The 17,446-nt window shown below is 61.6% G+C and carries 14 protein-coding genes; 3 read left to right on the forward strand and 11 right to left on the reverse strand.

From position 1 onward, the window contains the following. Nucleotides 1-22 precede the first annotated feature (22 nt). Together QRN33_RS02955 and QRN33_RS02960 are read left to right on the forward strand one after the other, a co-directional pair. Nucleotides 23-328 carry a chaperone modulator CbpM gene (locus QRN33_RS02955; RefSeq protein WP_042608936.1) on the forward strand — a complete coding sequence of 102 codons (306 nt, stop codon included), beginning with the start codon at nt 23-25 and terminating at the stop codon, nt 326-328. Nucleotides 329-505: 177 nt separating this feature from the next. Beyond that, complete coding sequence (locus tag QRN33_RS02960; protein WP_285406837.1) at nt 506-1,909, forward strand: hypothetical protein; 1,404 nt, start codon at nt 506-508, stop codon at nt 1,907-1,909. Between the two features lie 60 nt (nt 1,910-1,969). Here the strand turns inward: QRN33_RS02960 and ureC are convergent, their stop codons facing one another. The 11 genes from ureC to urtA form a co-directional block, all read right to left on the reverse strand. Next, a complete protein-coding gene (gene ureC, locus QRN33_RS02965) occupies nt 1,970-3,670 on the reverse strand; it encodes an urease subunit alpha (RefSeq protein ID WP_285406840.1) in 1,701 nt (566 codons plus the stop codon). 156 nt (nt 3,671-3,826) lie between these two features. Continuing rightward, entirely contained in the window at nt 3,827-4,132 is a 306-nt protein-coding gene (locus QRN33_RS02970) for an urease subunit beta (RefSeq protein WP_285406843.1), read from the reverse strand. Continuing rightward, nucleotides 4,129-4,665, reverse strand: a complete 537-nt coding sequence (locus QRN33_RS02975; protein ID WP_285406846.1) for a GNAT family N-acetyltransferase — start codon at nt 4,663-4,665, stop codon at nt 4,129-4,131. Before QRN33_RS02975 ends, QRN33_RS02970 begins: the two co-directional genes overlap by 4 nt. Nucleotides 4,666-4,670: 5 nt before the next feature. Further along, nucleotides 4,671-5,204 (reverse strand): GNAT family N-acetyltransferase, encoded by a 534-nt coding sequence (locus QRN33_RS02980; RefSeq protein ID WP_285406849.1) that lies wholly within the window; start codon nt 5,202-5,204, stop codon nt 4,671-4,673. 9 nt (nt 5,205-5,213) lie between these two features. Next, a complete protein-coding gene (gene ureA / locus QRN33_RS02985; protein WP_042608931.1) occupies nt 5,214-5,516 on the reverse strand; it encodes an urease subunit gamma in 303 nt (100 codons plus the stop codon). 154 nt (nt 5,517-5,670) lie between these two features. Further along, the gene (locus QRN33_RS02990) at nt 5,671-6,510 is read right to left on the reverse strand and encodes an urease accessory protein UreD (protein ID WP_285406854.1); all 840 of its coding nucleotides are present in this window, start codon (nt 6,508-6,510) and stop codon (nt 5,671-5,673) included. A gap of 44 nt (nt 6,511-6,554) precedes the next feature. Then, entirely contained in the window at nt 6,555-7,253 is a 699-nt protein-coding gene (gene urtE / locus QRN33_RS02995) for an urea ABC transporter ATP-binding subunit UrtE (protein ID WP_016771889.1), read from the reverse strand. A gap of 140 nt (nt 7,254-7,393) precedes the next feature. Beyond that, nucleotides 7,394-8,263, reverse strand: a complete 870-nt coding sequence (gene urtD, locus QRN33_RS03000) for an urea ABC transporter ATP-binding protein UrtD (protein WP_016771888.1) — start codon at nt 8,261-8,263, stop codon at nt 7,394-7,396. Then, the gene (urtC, locus tag QRN33_RS03005; protein WP_042608929.1) at nt 8,260-9,339 is read right to left on the reverse strand and encodes an urea ABC transporter permease subunit UrtC; all 1,080 of its coding nucleotides are present in this window, start codon (nt 9,337-9,339) and stop codon (nt 8,260-8,262) included. Before urtC ends, urtD begins: the two co-directional genes overlap by 4 nt. Beyond that, nucleotides 9,339-10,841: an urea ABC transporter permease subunit UrtB gene (urtB, locus tag QRN33_RS03010; protein WP_285406861.1), complete on the reverse strand. Its 1,503-nt coding sequence runs from the start codon at nt 10,839-10,841 to the stop codon at nt 9,339-9,341. Before urtB ends, urtC begins: the two co-directional genes overlap by 1 nt. Before the next feature lie 215 nt (nt 10,842-11,056). Continuing rightward, a complete protein-coding gene (gene urtA / locus QRN33_RS03015) occupies nt 11,057-12,322 on the reverse strand; it encodes an urea ABC transporter substrate-binding protein (RefSeq protein WP_042608927.1) in 1,266 nt (421 codons plus the stop codon). Between the two features lie 307 nt (nt 12,323-12,629). Here urtA and QRN33_RS03020 point away from each other — a divergent pair, with 307 nt between their 5' ends. Then, complete coding sequence (locus tag QRN33_RS03020; RefSeq protein ID WP_285406865.1) at nt 12,630-17,435, forward strand: DUF4329 domain-containing protein; 4,806 nt, start codon at nt 12,630-12,632, stop codon at nt 17,433-17,435. Nucleotides 17,436-17,446: the final 11 nt, after the last annotated feature.

The raw sequence follows: 17,446 nt of genomic DNA on the forward strand, positions 1-17,446 counted from the left end.
CCCGACGACGGAGTAGCCCATCATGAGCAGCCCCCTGATCGTTCAACTGGACCTGGCAGAATTCTGTGAGGCGGCCGATTTGTCGGACGTCTACGTGATCGAAATCGTCGAGCACGGCATCCTCGAACCTCAGGGCGCGCAGCCCCGGGAATGGCGCTTCACCGATTACGAACTGGCGCTGGCCAAACGTGCGGCGAAGCTGCGGCGTGATCTTGAGCTGGAGTGGGAAGGCGTGGCGCTGGCCCTGGATCTGCTGGAGGAAGTGCAAGCGCTGCGCGCCGAGAATCGCATGTTGCGGCAACGGTTGGGGCGCCTGGTGGTGGAATAGAGGGGCTGACGGCTGTGTGCGGGTCATCAGCGGGTTAGTGTTTGCGCGTGTTTCCGTCCATGTTAAGCGTGAGCAGGGTCTGATACTTTTTCGCGCTCAGGTCGGCAATGGATGCCGACTGTCGTAGCGCCAGCCACGCGGGCCAGCGCTACGCAAACTTTGCAAGGAAGCCTGCCCATGCCAGTCAAACCCAAACCGCCCAAAACGGCCACAGCCGATGTGAACACGCCTGCGCGCCCGCCTGTCGATGCAACTGCGCAGGGTCTTGAAACGCTGCGCATTACCCCCGATCCGGGCATTCACCAGACCCCGCGCGATACGCAAGGAACCGGCGACGGCACGCGGCAGATCGAGACCGCAGCCGCAACGCCGAACATCCAGGTTCACCCATCATCGTCCAGCGCTTCGATGGCCGCGACCGCTGAAGCCGTTTCTCTGCAGCATTATCTGATTCCCTCGACGGTTGCCTTGCCAGGCGCCGATGCTCAGGGGTTTCGTGTGTTCAAGGGACGTCAATACGCCGACCTGCAGAATGGCGGTACCGTCCTGCTTGGCGTCGATGCCGAAACCGGTCTGTACCGGGCCACATTACCCAGCGAGGCGCGAGCCTCCGGTCCCACTCTCGCGTTCGACCCGCTGCACAATCACTGGTATCCGCTGCAGGATTTCACCGCGCCCGCGGACGGTTCCGTACTCCTGCCGCGGAAAAACCGCAGGGTAAGCCGGCAGAGTGACGATGAATTCGAGTCGGCTCTCGAAGAGCTGCCCACTGATCACGAAGGCGCTGGCGAGACGTTTTATCTGGCCTCCGAATCGATGCCGATCCAGCCTTACACGGCGGAAGAACTGAACACGATGCGCAGTGAAACGCGTTATTCATTCCTGGCCAATCAATTGGGTACCTACAACCGCGCCAACAACGGCAAGTATCCGCTGCGAGACACCGCTGGCCGGCCGATCCGCATCAAAAAACTGCAAACGAAAGTGCGCTTCGAAAACGGCGATCTCTACACCTCCGAGCAGATCAAACCTTACATCAGGTTTGAAGGGTACGAGGATGTCGCGCGGCTGTATGAGGAGAAGCTGCAATGGCGCGTGTTTACCGAAGCCGATATGCAAGCCCCCGGTGAGCGGGCCTTGATCGGTCAGTCCATGGTGGTCGCCAACCGGCGCATTGCCAAAGGCGAGGCGCTGGGTGTCTACGGCGGGGCCATCACGCCAGCACGTTTCGTCCAGCCCCACGAGCAGACCTTCACCATGCTTGCCGGGGTACGTTTGAAGTATGGCGCCGGAGAGTTTATCCCTGATCCGCTCGCGATCCTGGGTGACACCATCATGTCCCGCATCAACTCCACCTTTGAATATGACGCGACGGGCAAGCCTGTGCGTCAGGCAACGGAGGGGTACAACGTCGAGCTGGTGCCGTTCGATGTCGAGGCGCAGCAATGGATCGGCAAACAGTTGGTCACCAGGGATTTTATCCTCAACGCCGTATTTGCCACCCAGGACATCCCCGCGGGCACCGAGCTGCGTCTGGATTACAACTACAGCGAGCAACAGATGTCGTGGGCGTTTCCCTGAGCGTTTGCCGTGCACGGCTGAATACGGATGTGCCCGTCCGTATTCAGCCCCCGGCAGTTATCAGAACAGAAAGTAACGCTGCGCCATCGGCAGTGTTTCCGCCGGCTCGCACCACAGTAATACGCCGTCTGCCTTGACCTGATAGGTCTGAGGATCGACATCGATGTCCGGCAGATAGTCGTTGTGGATCAGGTCGGTTTTCTGCACGTCGCGGCAGCCTTTGACCACCGCGATTTTCTTCTTCAGTCCCAAGGCTTGCGGCAGTCCGGCCTCCTGCGCTGCCTGACTGATAAAGGTCAGGCTGGTGGCGTGCAGTGAGCCACCGTAGCTGGCGAACATCGGCCGGTAGTGCACCGGTTGCGGCGTCGGAATCGAGGCGTTGGCATCGCCCATCAGGCTGGCGGCGATCGCGCCACCCTTGAGGATGAGCGTCGGCTTCACGCCGAAGAATGCCGGGCGCCACAGCACCAGGTCTGCCCATTTGCCGACTTCGATCGAACCGACTTCATGGCTGATGCCGTGGGTGATTGCCGGGTTGATCGTGTATTTGGCGATGTAGCGTTTGGCGCGGAAGTTGTCGTTGCCTTCGCCATCCTGCGGCAGCGGGCCGCGCTGTTTTTTCATCTTGTCGGCCGTCTGCCAGGTTCGCGTGATGACTTCGCCGACGCGGCCCATGGCCTGACTGTCGGAGCTGATCATCGAAAACGCACCGAGGTCGTGAAGGATGTCTTCGGCGGCAATCGTCTCTCGGCGGATACGGCTCTCGGCGAAGGCGACGTCTTCGGCGATGCTTGGATCGAGGTGGTGGCAGACCATCAGCATGTCGAGGTGTTCGTCGATGGTGTTGCGGGTGAATGGCCGGGTCGGGTTGGTCGAGCTCGGCAGCACGTTGGAGAAACCGCAGGCCTTGATGATGTCCGGCGCGTGGCCGCCACCGGCACCTTCGGTGTGATAGGTGTGGATCGTGCGGCCCTTGAACGCACCGAGGGTGGTTTCGACGAAACCGGATTCGTTGAGGGTATCGGTGTGGATCGCCACCTGCACATCGTACTGATCGGCGACGTTGAGGCAGTTGTCGATGCTCGCCGGGGTGGTGCCCCAGTCCTCGTGCAGCTTGAGGCCGATGGCGCCGGCCCTGACCTGTTCGATCAACGGCTCCGGCAGGCTGGCGTTGCCCTTGCCGGTCAGACCGATGTTCATCGGGAAGGCATCGGCGGCCTGGAGCATGCGCGCCAGATGCCACGGACCGGAGGTGCAGGTGGTGGCGTTGGTGCCGGTGGCAGGTCCCGTGCCGCCGCCGATCATGGTAGTGACACCGCTCATCAGTGCTTCTTCGATCTGCTGCGGGCAGATGAAGTGGATATGCGTGTCGATGCCGCCAGCGGTGAGGATCATGCCTTCGCCGGCAATCACTTCGGTGCCGGCGCCGATGGCGATGGTCACGTCGGGCTGTACGTCGGGGTTGCCGGCCTTGCCGATCGCGGCAATGCGCCCGTCCTTGAGGCCGACATCGGCCTTGACGATGCCCCAGTGGTCGATGATCAGCGCATTGGTGATCAGTGTGTCGACCACTTCGGCGGCGAGCAACTGGCTCTGGCCCTGGCCGTCGCGGATGACTTTGCCACCACCGAATTTCACTTCCTCGCCGTAGGTGGTGAAGTCCTTCTCGACTTCGATCCACAGCTCGGTATCGGCCAGGCGCACCTTGTCGCCGACGGTGGGGCCGAACATGTCGGCGTAGGCTTGACGGGAAATCTTCATGCTGCGTCCTTCAGGAAAATGGTGGTGAGCCATGGACCCTCACCCTAGCCCTCTCCCAGAGGGAGAGGGGATTGATCGCGGTCGTGCGGCTATCGGTGATCGGCTCCCTCTCCCTCGGGAGAGGGCTGGGGTGAGGGGCGGCGGTGCACGCCGATGTCAGAGATCACCCATGATGCGTCCGGCAAAGCCGAACACCCGGCGATGCCCGGCGTAATCGACCAGTTCGATCTCACGGCTCTGCCCCGGCTCGAAGCGCACGGCGGTGCCGGCGGGAATGTTCAGGCGCATGCCGCGACTGGCTGCGCGATCAAAGGTCAGCGCGTCGTTGGTTTCAAAAAAGTGATAGTGCGAGCCGACCTGGATCGGCCGGTCGCCGCTGTTGGCGACTTTCAGGCTGACGGTGCGACGGCCGACGTTGAGTTCGATGTCGCCGGGCTGGATCTGGTATTGGCCAGGAATCATCGCTGGGCTCCTTGCAGGACTTTGTAATAGAGCGCGGTCGGGCGATAGGTGCCGTTCGGGTCGCAGGCGTAATCAGGGATTTCGCCGGCGCGAACGTAGCCCAGCGCCTTGTAGAAATCTTCAGCCGGCGAGCCGGCCTCGGTGTCGAGATAGAGCATGCCGCGCTTGTGCTTGGGCGCTTCGAGTTCCAGCGCCTGCATCAGTTGCTGACCGAGACCGCGGCGCCGGGCGTGTTCGCGCACCAGCAGTTTCTGCACTTCGGCGCGGTTCAGACCGTTGGCTTTCTGGCACAGGCCCAATTGCACACTGGCCAGCATCTGCTCGTCCTTGACCACCACCCACAGCAGCGTGCTGCCCTTGTTGACGTTGTCCTGCACCTCGTCGAAATAGGCGCGCGCCTGCGCGGCATCGAGGTCGGCCATGAAGCCGACGCTGGCGCCGTAACCGACGGCGTCGAGCAGCAGATCAATCAGGCCCTGGCGATAGTGGGCAAAACTCTCAGCGTTGACGCGGCGCAACTGGGCGGCGTTCATCGACATCACTCCTTGTGAACATTCGGCGGCGGTGCGCCGGGGTTGAGGGTCAACTGCATGAAGGTCAGGTCGAGCCAGCGGCCGAACTTGATGCCGACTTGCGGCATCTGCCCGGTGATGGTGAAACCGGCGCGTTCGTGCAGACGGATCGAGGCGGCGTTGCCGCTTTCGATGGCGGCAACCATGACGTGTTTGTCGCAGGTGCGGGCGCGTTCGATCAACGCGTTCATCAGTTGCGGGCCGAGGCCGTTGCCGCGCTGATCGCTGCGCACGTACACCGAATGCTCGACGGTGTGACGGAAACCGTCGAACGGCCGCCAGTCGCCGAACGAGGCGTAACCCAGCACTGCGTTCTGGCTGTCGACGATCACCAGAATCGGGTACGCCTGCAGCTGACGGGCGTCGAACCAGGCCTCGCGGTTGCCGAGGTCGACAGCTTGTTCGTTCCAGATCGCAGTGGTGTTGAGCACGGCGTCGTTATAGATGTCGCGGATCGCCGGCAGATCGGCCCGGGTTGCATCGCGAATCGCATAAGTCATGGCGCGGCCTCAGACGATCGGCTGGTGAACGGTGACCAGTTTGGTGCCGTCAGGGAACGTCGCCTCGACCTGGATTTCCGGGATCATTTCCGCGATGCCTTCCATCACTTGTTCGCGGCTGAGCAGGGTGGTGCCGTAGTGCATCAGCTCGGCCACGGTCTGGCCATCGCGGGCCCCTTCGAGCAGCGCGGCGGAGATGTAGGCCATGGCTTCCGGGTAGTTGAGTTTCACGCCACGGGCCAGCCGCCGTTCGGCGACGAGGCCGGCGGTGAAGATCAGCAGCTTGTCTTTTTCGCGTGGGGTCAGGTCCATTGTTGGAATCCAATATCGGCAGTTAAGAATGATCAGGTCGATCGCGATCTGTAGGAGCTGCCGAAGGCTGCGATCTTTTGATCTTGCTGTTAAAGATCAAGATCAAAAGATCGCAGCCTCGTTTCACTCGTCAGCTCCTACAGGGCAATGCATTTCAGGTGTTCCAGATTCGGGGGGGCATAGCCTCGCGCCCCAGCAGCACAGGCCTTAGCAGTCGCCACAAATCAATCAGCCAGGCGCGGGCTAGCAACGCTTCACCGGCCAGACACCGTGCCACCAGCAACCCCGGCAACTGAGTCAAATCCCCGCGTACCTCATGCCCCAGCGAGCGGCAGCGCTCAAGCAATTCAGCATCGATTTCACCGGTCACCAGCATCGTCGCGAACACCGGTTGCCCATCCAGCCCGATTGGCGAGTCGAGCAAACCATCGTTACCGACAATGCGCTGCCGTTCGTGCCAGAGCAACCGCCCGTCACGGCGTATATCCAGGTGCGCCTGAAAATGCCCGAGGTCGAAACGCTCGCCGCTGGCCGGACGACCCAGCGCCACCACGTCCCAGTAGAACAGTCGCGCATCGCCTTCGAGTTCGATCGTCGTGCTCAACTCGGCCTGCGCGGCGCTGTAGACGATGGTTTCCTGCGGCAGCCATTCCAGGGTCGCGCCGGCAGCAACTTGCAAGTCGAGCTGCTGATACGCCGGCCCACCCGCGCGATACCATTTGGCAGCGCCGGGGCTGGTGATCTGTGCCCAGGCGTCGGGTTCGACGCGGGCGCTGATATCCAGCCGATCGCCGCCAGCGATCCCGCCCGGCGGATGGACGATGATGTGCTGGCAGACTTCGGGGCCTTCCGCGTACAGATGCTTTTGCACCCGCAGTGGGCCGAGGTGGCGGCGCATGACCGGGCGCGTGCAGTCGCCGAAGCGCGCGTAGGCCAGTTCCAGCTCGGCGTGCCAGCTGGGGGTAAACAGGGCAGGTGCAACAATTGAATTCATGGTGTTGTGATTATCGTTAGGAAGCTACAGATTAGACCGCCGCATTAGATTGTGACCAGCCCGCGTACACCCTCGGCCTCCATATTCTCACCGCGACCCTGCTGAACGATCTCGCCCCGGGACATCACCAGGTATTGATCGGCCAGTTCTGCGGCAAAGTCGTAGAACTGCTCGACCAGCAGAATCGCCATGTCACCGCGCGCCGCGAGCTGTTTGATCACCGCGCCGATTTCCTTGATCACCGACGGCTGTATGCCTTCCGTGGGCTCATCGAGAATCAGCAGTCGCGGACGGCTGGCCAGCGCTCGGCCGATCGCCAATTGTTGTTGCTGACCGCCGGACAGATCGCCGCCACGCCGCTGCTTCATTTGTAGCAGCACCGGGAACAGTTCGTAGATGAAACCTGGGACTTCTTTGGCCTCGCTGCCGGGAAAGCGCGACAGACCCATCAACAGATTTTCTTCTACCGTCAGGCGCCCGAAGATCTCACGGCCCTGCGGTACGTAGGCGATACCGGCATGCACGCGCTGATGCGGCTTGAACGTGGTGATCGGTTTGCCTTCCCAGTTCACCGCGCCTTCCTTGGCCGGCAGCAGGCCCATCAGGCATTTGAGCAGGGTGGTCTTGCCGACGCCGTTACGCCCGAGCAGGCAGGTGACTTCGCCAACCTTCACGTCAAAGCTCAGGCCACGCAGGATGTGGCTACCGCCATAGTACTGATGCAGCTTGTCGACTTGCAGCATGTTCGAATTCCTTCTGTTGCACACAGAACCCTGTGGGAGCGAGCCTGCTCGCGAATGCAGACTGACATTCAACATCTTCATCGCCTGATGCACCGCTTTCGCGAGCAGGCTCGCTCCCACAGGTTTTGTATTCGCAAACCTTAGCGGCCGAGGTAAACCTCGATCACCCGCTCGTTTTCCTGCACTTGCTCAAGCGAGCCTTCCGCCAGCACGCTGCCTTGGTGCAGCACCGTGACGTGGTCGGCAATCGAGCCGACAAAACCCATGTCGTGCTCGACCACCATCAACGAGTGCTTGCCCGCCAGCGACTTGAACAATTCAGCAGTGAACTCGGTTTCGGCGTCGGTCATGCCCGCCACGGGTTCGTCGAGCAGGAGCAGTTGCGGGTCCTGCATCAGCAACATGCCAATCTCGAGGAACTGCTTCTGCCCGTGGGACAACAGCCCGGCCTGGCGATTGACCGAGGTGGTCAGGCGAATCGTCTCCAGCACTTCGCTGATGCGGTCCTTCTGCTCGCCGCTCAAACGCGCACGCAAACTGGCCCACACCGACTTGTCGGTCTTCTGCGCCAACTCAAGGTTTTCAAACACGCTCAAGGCCTCGAACACCGTCGGTTTCTGAAACTTGCGGCCGATGCCGGACTGGGCGATCTGCACTTCGCTCATCTGCGTCAGATCCAGCGTTTCACCGAACCAGGCCTTGCCGTGGCTGGGGCGGGTCTTGCCGGTAATCACGTCCATCAGCGTGGTCTTGCCGGCGCCATTGGGGCCGATGATGCAGCGCAGTTCACCGACGCCGATATACAGGTTGAGATTGTTCAGCGCACGGAAGCCGTCGAAGCTGACGCTGATGTCTTCCAGGGTCAGGATCGTGCCATGGCGCGTATCGAGGCCGGGGCCGACGCGCTGGCCGAGGCCGATCGAGTCGCGACTGGTGCCTTCGTCCTTGTTCGGTTCCACGGGAAAGAACGCAGGTTCCAGCATGAATTCCGCACTCGCTGTGACTCTCATTGTTCACCTCGTTTCTTCAGCAGACCGATCACGCCTTTGGGCAGGTACAACGTCACGACGATGAACAGCGCGCCGAGAAAGAACAGCCAGTACTCCGGGAAGGCCACGGTGAACCAGCTCTTCATGCCATTGACCACGCCGGCGCCGAGCAGCGGGCCGATCAAGGTGCCGCGCCCGCCGAGAGCAACCCAGACCGCCGCTTCGATCGAGTTGGTCGGTGACATTTCGCTCGGATTGATGATGCCTACTTGCGGCACATACAGCGCACCGGCCAGACCGCACAACACCGCACTGAGCACCCAGACAAACAACTTGAAACCGCGCGGGTCGTAGCCGCAGAACATCAGGCGGTTTTCCGCATCGCGCAGGGCGGTCAATACCCGTCCGAACTTGCTCTGTGCCAGGCGCCAGCCAATGAACAGACTCGCCACCAGCAACAACACCGTAGCGAGAAACAGCACCGCGCGGGTGCCCGGCTCGGTGATGCCGAAACCGAGAATCGTGCGGAAGTTGGTGAACCCGTTGTTGCCGCCGAACCCGGTCTCGTTGCGGAAAAACAGGAGCATGCCGGCGAATGTCAGGGCCTGGGTCATGATCGAGAAATACACGCCTTTGATCCGCGAGCGGAAGGCGAAGAAACCGAACACCAGCGCCAGCAAGCCCGGGGCCAGCACCACCAGGCACATGGCCCAGAGGAAGCTGCTGGTGCCGCTCCAGTACCACGGCAATTCGCTCCACGACAGAAAGGTCATGAACGCCGGCAAGCCATCGCCAGCGGCCTGACGCATCAGGTACATGCCCATCGCATAACCGCCGAGGGCGAAGAACAGACCGTGGCCCAGCGACAGCAGGCCGGCGTAACCCCAGACCAGGTCCAGCGCGAGGGCGACGATGGCGTAGCAGAGAATTTTGCCGACCAGGGTCAGCGTGTAGGCCGAGACGTGCAGGGCATTGTCCGGCGCGAGCAATGACAGCAGCGGCAGCACGATCAGCAGCGCAAGGATCACACCACCGACCGCGAGCGTGGCTTTCGGCCCGGCCTTTTGTGTAGCCGTGACTAACAGAGGCTGGTTCATCAGTCGATCACCCGTCCTTTCAGTGCGAAGAGACCTTGCGGACGTTTCTGGATGAACAGAATGATCAGCGCGAGGATGAGGATCTTGCCGAGCACCGCACCGATCTGCGGTTCGAGAATCTTGTTGGCGATGCCTAAGCCAAACGCAGCGAGCACGCTACCGGCCAACTGACCGACGCCGCCGAGCACCACCACCAGGAACGAGTCGATGATGTAGCTCTGGCCCAGATCCGGGCCGACGTTGCCGATCTGGCTCAGCGCCACGCCGCCGAGGCCGGCAATGCCCGATCCGAGGCCGAAGGCGAGCATGTCGACGCGCCCGGTCGGCACCCCGCAGCAGGCGGCCATGTTGCGGTTCTGGGTGACGGCACGGACGTTCAGGCCGAGCCGGGTTTTGTTCAGCAGCAGCCAGGTCAGCACTACAACGAACAATGCGAAAGCAATGATGACGATGCGGTTGTACGGCAGCACCAGATTGGGCAGCACTTGAATGCCGCCGGACAGCCATGCCGGGTTCGCTACTTCAACGTTCTGTGCGCCGAATACCAGACGCACCAGTTGAATCAGCATCAGGCTGATGCCCCAGGTAGCCAGCAGGGTTTCCAGCGGCCGACCGTAGAGATGGCGGATGACCGTGCGCTCCAGCGCCATGCCGATGGCCGCGGTGACGAAGAACGCCACCGGCAGCGCAATCAGCGGATAGAACTCGATGGCCTGCGGCGCGTAACGCTGGAACATCAGTTGCACCACGTAGGTCGAGTAGGCGCCGAGCATGAGCATCTCGCCGTGGGCCATGTTGATCACCCCGAGCAGGCCGAAGGTGATGGCCAGACCGAGGGCGGCGAGCAGCAGAATCGAGCCCAGCGACATGCCGCTGAACGCCTGGCCGAGCATTTCGCCGATCAGCAATTTGCGCTTGACCTGAGCGAGGCTGGTTTCGGCGGCGGTACGTACGCCGGCATCGCTTTCCACGCCGGGTTCGAGCAAGCCTTCAAGGCGTGTGCGCGCCAGCGGATCACCGGTTTCACCGAGCAGGCGAACAGCGGCGAGGCGCACCGCCGGATCCGCATCGACCAGTTGCAGATTGGCCAGCGCCAGGCTCAGGGCGGCGTGGACACTTTCATCTTTTTCGCCAGCCAGTTGCTGGTCGAGGAATTTCAGCTGCGCGGGTTTCGCGCTTTTCTGCAATTGCTGTGCGGCAGCCAGACGGATTTTGCCGTCAGCGGCGAGCAGTTGATGGCTGGCCATGGCGGTGTCGATCAGACCCCGCAGGCGATTGTTCAGGCGCAGGGTCTTGCTTTGGCCGTCGATGGTCAGCGCACCTTGTTGCAGGGCATTGAGCAACTCGATACGTGCCGGATCGGGCTGCGCGGCCCAGGCTTCCAGGAGCCTGGCCTGTTGCATCGGGTTGGCCGCGACAAAGTCTTCGGCGTCGCCGGCGTGGGCCAGGAGTGGCAGCAACAGTGCGATGGCGAGCAGTACGCGGTGTATGGCAGTGGGCATTAGTGGTGTCCTGTTCAACCGCCCCCTCACCCTAACCCTCTCCCGGAGGGAGAGGGGACTGACCGAGGTGTCTGGACGATGTGCTGCGGCCTGCGAATTCGAGTCGAACTCAGGGTTTGAAGAGCATGAAGATCGGCTCCCTTTCCCCCTCTCCCTGAGGGAGAGGGCTGGGGTGAGGGGGAAGTCTCATGCTCGCCTCAAAAACTGAATTCGCCTCAGTTGCTCTTCACCGCATAATCCGGCTTCTTGTCGTTGCCCTGAATGAACGGGCTCCACGGTTGCGCGCGGATCGGGCCTTCGGTCTGCCACACGACGTTGAACTGACCGTCGCTCTGGATCTCGCCGATCATCACCGGTTTGTGCAGGTGGTGGTTGGTCTTGTCCATGGTCAGGGTGTAGCCCGATGGCGCGGCGAAGGTCTGCCCGGCCAGCGCTTCGCGAACCTTGTCGACGTCGGTGGACTTGGCTTTCTCGACCGCTTGAGCCCACATGTGGATGCCGACGTAGGTGGCTTCCATCGGGTCGTTGGTCACCGCTTTGTCGGCGCCCGGCAGGTTGTGTTTCTTCGCATAGGCTTTCCAGTCCGCGACGAATTTCTTGTTCGCAGGATTTTCCACGGATTCGAAGTAGTTCCACGCCGCAAGGTTGCCCACCAGCGGTTTGGTGTCGATGCCGCGCAGCTCTTCCTCACCGACCGAGAACGCTACCACCGGCACGTCGGTAGCCTTCAGGCCCTGGTTGGCCAGCTCTTTATAGAACGGCACGTTGGAGTCGCCGTTGACGGTGGAGATGACGGCAGTCTTGCCACCGGCCGAGAATTTTTTGATGTTGGCGACGATGGTCTGGTAATCGCTGTGACCGAACGGCGTGTAGACCTCTTCGATGTCCTTGTCGGCCACGCCTTTGGAGTGCAGGAACGAGCGCAGGATCTTGTTGGTGGTGCGCGGATAGACGTAGTCGGTGCCGAGCAGGAAGTAGCGCTTGGCGCTGCCGCCTTCTTCGCTCATCAGGTATTCCACTGCCGGGATTGCTTGCTGGTTCGGCGCGGCGCCGGTGTAGAACACGTTCGGCGACATCTCTTCACCTTCGTATTGCACCGGGTAGAACAGCAGACCGTTGAGCTCTTCGAACACCGGCAATACCGATTTACGCGACACCGACGTCCAGCAGCCGAACACCACCGCGACTTTGTCCTGGGTCAGCAACTGCCGGCCTTTTTCGGCGAACAGCGGCCAGTTGGAAGCAGGGTCGACCACCACCGGCTCGAGCATCTTGCCGTTCACACCGCCCTTGGCGTTGATCTCGTCGATGGTCATCAGCGCCATGTCCTTGAGCGACGTTTCGGAGATCGCCATGGTCCCGGACAACGAATGCAGAATCCCGACCTTGATGGTCTCGGCGGCCTGGACGGTCCAGGTCATGCCCATCGCGGCAATGGATGCCGTGAGTGTGAAAGCCTTGATCAAACTGCGACGCTTCATTGTGCGATCTCCATGAACATTCGATTTTTTTTGATTGGCAGATGCGGACGACTGAAGGGTGTTTTGCAAGGGCTGTGCCCGGTCGGGATCAGGCAGGAAAATGTCGTGCTAGAGCGCTTGCGCGCTGAAGGCGTGCACCACGAGGGGACGGGTTGCGGGCGGTGGTGCGCAGGGGTGCGCCAGATTGGGGCGCGCGCGGCGCTCGAATGCAGATACAGAAACGATAAACATGTACCACAGCACGGGCGAACCGACGGCCGACACTCATTCGATCGATATCCCGATTTCATTTCGCAGGATTTTTATCATGAATGACGTCCCAGGCCGGCCCGGTCTTGCTGCCACCCACAATGGAAAATCCAGGCTGCCGCCGCTGAGTCCGGCGTTCCTGTCTGAGGAGGACGCGGCCTATTGGGTCCACACACGTCTACCGCGTAAACCGGACCGGGAATATGGCAGCGTGATTCTGCTGCGCCCGGACGGCAGGTTCGTGGCCACTGCACCCACGCCCGGGGATGCCACTTCTTTCGATCTCAGCACTGTGCTCGAACTGGGTATCTCCGGATATTGGCAAGCGCCCTCGGGGTACCGGTTCGTTGCCCATCTTCACAGCCATGTGGCTCTCTACGAGGTTGTCAGTGCCGCCTGGCCGGAACTGGACGAAAGGCGTCGGCGACTCTTCGTCAACTTTTTCTCGCTCAAGGATTTCAAGACGGCCATCGATCTGCGCGCCGAGTTTCCCGGTGCCTATATTTCCGGCCCCGATGGGACCTTGCTGAAATATTCGCCCAGTGGTTCACAAGCGGAGCTCGACAGTTATCGGTTATATGGCGAGCAATCACGCTCTGGGCAGAAATCATGGGCGATCAACATCATCGATACCATCATCCGACTTGCCTCGGTCGGTGAACTGAAGGTCATCGTTTCCAATGCCGACTGGGGCCATTCAGTGGGCGTGGTGCCGCTGGACTGGCAACCGGGTCAGGGGTTTTCCACGGGTACCCCGAGCGAGCCACCGCTGATGACCCGGGTCTGTGTCAACGCCGAGCGCGCAGTGCTCGCCGCATTGAAATCCACCGGCGCGCAAACCGCCGGGCTGCTGCTGAAAAAAATCACCGGGGAAGAATATGTCGCGACCCATGCGCGCCCGGCCGGACTCGCTGCGTGGGATCCCGAGCAGATCTTTCCCGCGGATGCCCAAGGGCAATTGCAACTGCCGCGGGGCTATCTGCTGGAGGGCTTTTACTTCGCATCACGCCCCGACCCTGCGCAGTTTCCAGCCGCGCAACCTTGGCTATACGAGAACTTTTTCACCCCGCAGGAAATCGCCATCGGCATCGAAGCCTTTGGTCGCAGTAAACACCTGGCAAAGGTTGGGGGGGCGCTGTCGCTGTACATGCGCGCGCAGGATCATTCGATGTTGAGGTACTGCTTCAGCGACCAGCCGATCGAGGCGGCATTGAGCGTCGTGAACGCCGACGCCACGGTCAGCGATAACGGCGTGCAGGCCAGGTTGCTGGCCGGCACGCTGAGTCCGCGTGAGTTCGTCTCGATGCTGGTATTGGCCGGCAGGCTGGAGGTAGTGCGGGGCAGTGCGCTCTGGGCGAACCTGGGCGCGGTGAGTCTGCAGTGGCAGCCGTTCGCCAACTTCCCCTGGCCGGTGTTGAGTCGGGATTTCCGGCGCGCTGACGATGCCGCCCTGCATGCCCATGAGCAGCTCGGCAGCCGTCGCGATCGGCAGCACGGCGGTTATGTTTTCCAGCGCAGCGATCAACGCTTTGTCGTGACCGAGCCGTTGCCGGCGGACATCGACAGGCTGAGCCAGGGGCGACTTTTTCCCCAGGACAATCAGGGTCGCCCGGTATTTCCGGACGACCACCGGTTATATGCGCGTTATGTCTGTCACGTGGCGCTGTCGCAACTTGATCCGGTGCATGTCCGCTATTTGCGCTGGACATGGGAAGAAGCGGTGCTGAGTCAGCAGATGCTGAGTGTCGATGAAATGCGCCAGACCTTGCTCGATCGCGCGATTGTGTACTGTTCCGGTGCCGGCAATAGCCTGATCAGATTCGAGCCCTCGGCAACCGCGCAGGCCAGCGACCTGGCCCAACGCCTCGGCACTCGCCAGCAGCCGGGCTGGTTGGCCAATGAGCTGGAAAGAGGCAGCAAGCGGCCGCAGGATTTTGTCCGCGAACAGGCGCAGGCGGGCCAACTGGTCAATCTGATCGACCATCCACTGTGGGGCTATCGCGGTCAGATCAAGCCCGACGGTTACCTGCCGGTGGCTTTCCCGGCTGTCCCCGCCGAGCCCGAGAGGCCGCAGACCACGCTGCCGGCGCCTTCATTGCCGCAACCTTCTTTGCCGCCGTATCCGTCGCCGGCAACCCCTCTGCCCGCCGCTACGGTAATGCCATGGAAACGCCCTGAGAGGGTGCTCTTCGGTGCGGTTTTCGCTTCGGCGGACGATGTGGCCGTGAGTCAGTGCGCTGCTGACCGGCGCTTGCACAGCGAAAACCGAGCGTGGTTCGGTTTTATCCTCAAGCACAACGATCGGGAAGAGTACATCGGCACCGAACTGATTCCCGTGAATGACTCCGGCGACAACCTGTTTCGCCTGGCGTCGGTGTTTGGCTCCCGAACAACGCCCCCCTGGCATGAATACCCGGATGGCTTCGATCTGCATGCCGGTTTTTATTCGCACCGGCGTGTCGAGGATCCTTCGCGCGATCCTGCGGACTGGCTTGGGCATTTTTTTGTTTCACCCGATACCCTGGCCGTGGCGATGTACTTGTCGCCCCGGCGCCCGGTCATCACCTCTGGCCTGCACAAGACACTGTTCATCGCGACAGGCGACGATGCCCTGCTGAAATATGTGCGCAGCAGTTCCGGCAAGTTGTTCCATGACGAGAGCTCGCAACAGACGCTCGAATCGCTCAAGGACGATCTTGCTGCGCAACGGTTGCTACCGTCGGATCTGGTCCATGTCGTGGCCGAGAGTGGCCAACTGAGCGTGCTGCGAACCAGCCTGTGCTGGGACCGTCCGGGCATCGTCAAGAAAACCTGGCAGCCCTTTGCAAATCTTGAGCGGCGCGCCCTCGGCCCGGTTTTTCGCAGTGCCGATGATGCGGCAGTTCACGCCCGATCGCTTGTGCCGGACGTCACGGAAAAAATCTGGGGAGGGCTGATTCTGGAAAGGCTCGACGGCCTGTACGTCGCCACGACGCCAGTGGAAGTCACCCGGGAAAATTTCGACAGCACGCAGATCATCGCCGATGAAAGCCGCTCCGCTGGACTGTTTCCGGAAGGCTGTCGGATCGTTGCGCGTTACCGTTCCAGAGTTGCACGGGAACTGTCGGTCGCCTTCTCGTCCATGGAAAAACGGATTTATCTGAACATGCTCTCGGTCGAGACGTTGTATTCGGCTTTTACGCGCAAGCCGGTGCACGATGAATACCTGTTCGCGCCGGACGGAGCGACGATTCGCTATCAGCCGGGACTGTGGGAGCGCTTGCGCGCCGATCTGTCGATTGCGCTGACCGCAAACAATACGCTGCCCGACTCGTTGAACGGCGAGGTCATCAAGCAGCGCCTCTACAGCGGCGCATTGAAACCGATTGCCTGGATCGACTCGCTGGCCAGAACAGGCTATTTGCAAGTCGTCACCGGCAGTGACCTGTGGGGCCTGCCTCGGCAAGTATCGCGCTGGGTGCCGTTCTCGACCGATCTGCAGGCCGGGTCGGATTACAGCAAAGCCGTCACTGAGTCGGTGTGCAGCCCGTTATTCCTTCAGGCGGAGGCAGCCGCCCGATACGTGCATGAGCTGGCGGTGAGCCGGGATGCGCAGACCTTTGGTGTCGTTCTGCGCTCGGCCGAGGGTCTGTTTCTTGCCAGTCTGCCGCTGACGACGCAACGCTCGGCGTTGGCGCTGGACCGGGTGTTCGAGCAAGGGCGACTGCCTTCAGGCTATCTGCTCGATTCCATCTACTTGCGTGCCGCTCTGCCGCCATTGGCCGCGCAGTCCGGGGATATCCGGCATGTGCTGCTTTCGCCCGGCGATGTCCAGCAGGCCTGTAGACGGGCCTCTACGCCGCAGGGCTACCGGCCGATCTACTTCTCCTGCGCCGACGGTGCACTGTTGAAGCTGCAACTGCACGCGTTCGAGCCTGGCACGTTTTACGACGGCTTCGGGCAGATCCAGTTGCGCCCCAACGCCTTTGTCTCGATGGAGCAGGCCGCAGACGATGAGCGCGACATCGCCAAGGGGACGTTCAGCATGGTCGATTACATCAAGCGCATGGCCCGTGCCGGTGAGCTTGATGTGATTGAAACCAGTGCTTGCTGGTCGCGTCATGGGCGGGTGGATGAAAGCTGGCAGCCGGGCCTTGCCGATACGTCGCGCATGCTTCGCTGGCAACACCATCCGGTTCCGGCACTGGGGCCGATTTTTCAGCATCCCGACGATGCGGCTCGCTATGCCCAGCATCGGACTGACAGGGAAACGCTCGGCCGGACCGGTTATGAGGGGGCGATTCTTGCGGAAAAGACGCGGCAGCGCTTTGTGCCGCTGGAGCCGATTGCCTGGTTCGGCAATGAGGAAAACCTGCGTCTGCGGCTCTACCGTACCAGCGCAGACCCGGCGACCGACTGGCGTCGGCCGGTGCCACGCTTCCCTGACGGATACGCCGTGGTGGCCAGCCACCAATTCAGCCTGTCGGGCAACACCCTGTTGGTCGTCGACAGCGAACAGATTCGCAATAATTTCGCCGATCCCGCGCAGGTGCACGCACACACCCATGAACTGAAAAACCAGGGTTTCGATATCCGTGCCTATTACTACTCGACGCCCGGCCATGAGTTGCTCAAATACACGCCTGTGTACTCGGACGCCGAACAGGATCTGTTGCTGACCCGGTCAATCGTTTATGAAAACGGGGAATGGATCAGCCCCCTGACGCCTGGGCAATTTGTCTCGCGGCTCATGCAACTGGGCGAGCTTCAGGTGTTGGTGGCAGGCCAGTACTGGCGCCATACCGGGCGCCTGGGCAGCGGTTGGCGCACCCGTCGCCAACAGCCCTCGGCTCGAGGCACCGTGCGGATCAGAGATGAACTGTAAATCGAACGCCA

The organism is Pseudomonas sp. FR229a (assembly GCF_030209115.1).
Classification (GTDB): domain Bacteria; phylum Pseudomonadota; class Gammaproteobacteria; order Pseudomonadales; family Pseudomonadaceae; genus Aquipseudomonas; species Aquipseudomonas moraviensis_A.